At 60.5% G+C, this 395-nt stretch carries 1 pseudogene; it reads right to left on the reverse strand.

The window, feature by feature from the left end:
• Nucleotides 1-240: pseudogene (locus tag OR16_RS38030) on the reverse strand (tripartite tricarboxylate transporter substrate-binding protein); the annotation flags it as partial.
• Nucleotides 241-395: the final 155 nt, after the last annotated feature.

Below are 395 nucleotides of genomic sequence, written 5' to 3' on the forward strand. Positions count from 1 at the left end.
GCCGATATTGCCGCTGGCGCCGGCGCGGTTGTCAACCAGGAACGGCTGCTTGAACTGCTGGGAGAGCTTCTCGGCGATGATGCGCGCGACCACATCGGTGGATCCCCCGGCCGCAAACGGCACCACGATACGCACCGCCTTGCTGGGATAGCCGTCGTCCGCGGCGGGGGCGTCGGCGGCGGGGGCCAGGCATGGCAGGGCAGCGAGCAGTACTGCGCTCAAGCGGATCAAGCTCTTCATCTGGGAGTCCTGTGGAGGAGAGACAAGTGGCACGTTGCATCCATCGCCACGCAGTACGGCGCCGTGGTTGAAGCCAAATTCTATGGACCGTCATTAATCTGGACAAATGAATTTAATCGGCCGATTATTACGAAATTCTGAAAAATAGACCGGGG

Origin of the sequence: Cupriavidus basilensis OR16 (genome assembly GCF_000243095.1) — a bacterium.
Taxonomy (GTDB): domain Bacteria; phylum Pseudomonadota; class Gammaproteobacteria; order Burkholderiales; family Burkholderiaceae; genus Cupriavidus; species Cupriavidus basilensis_D.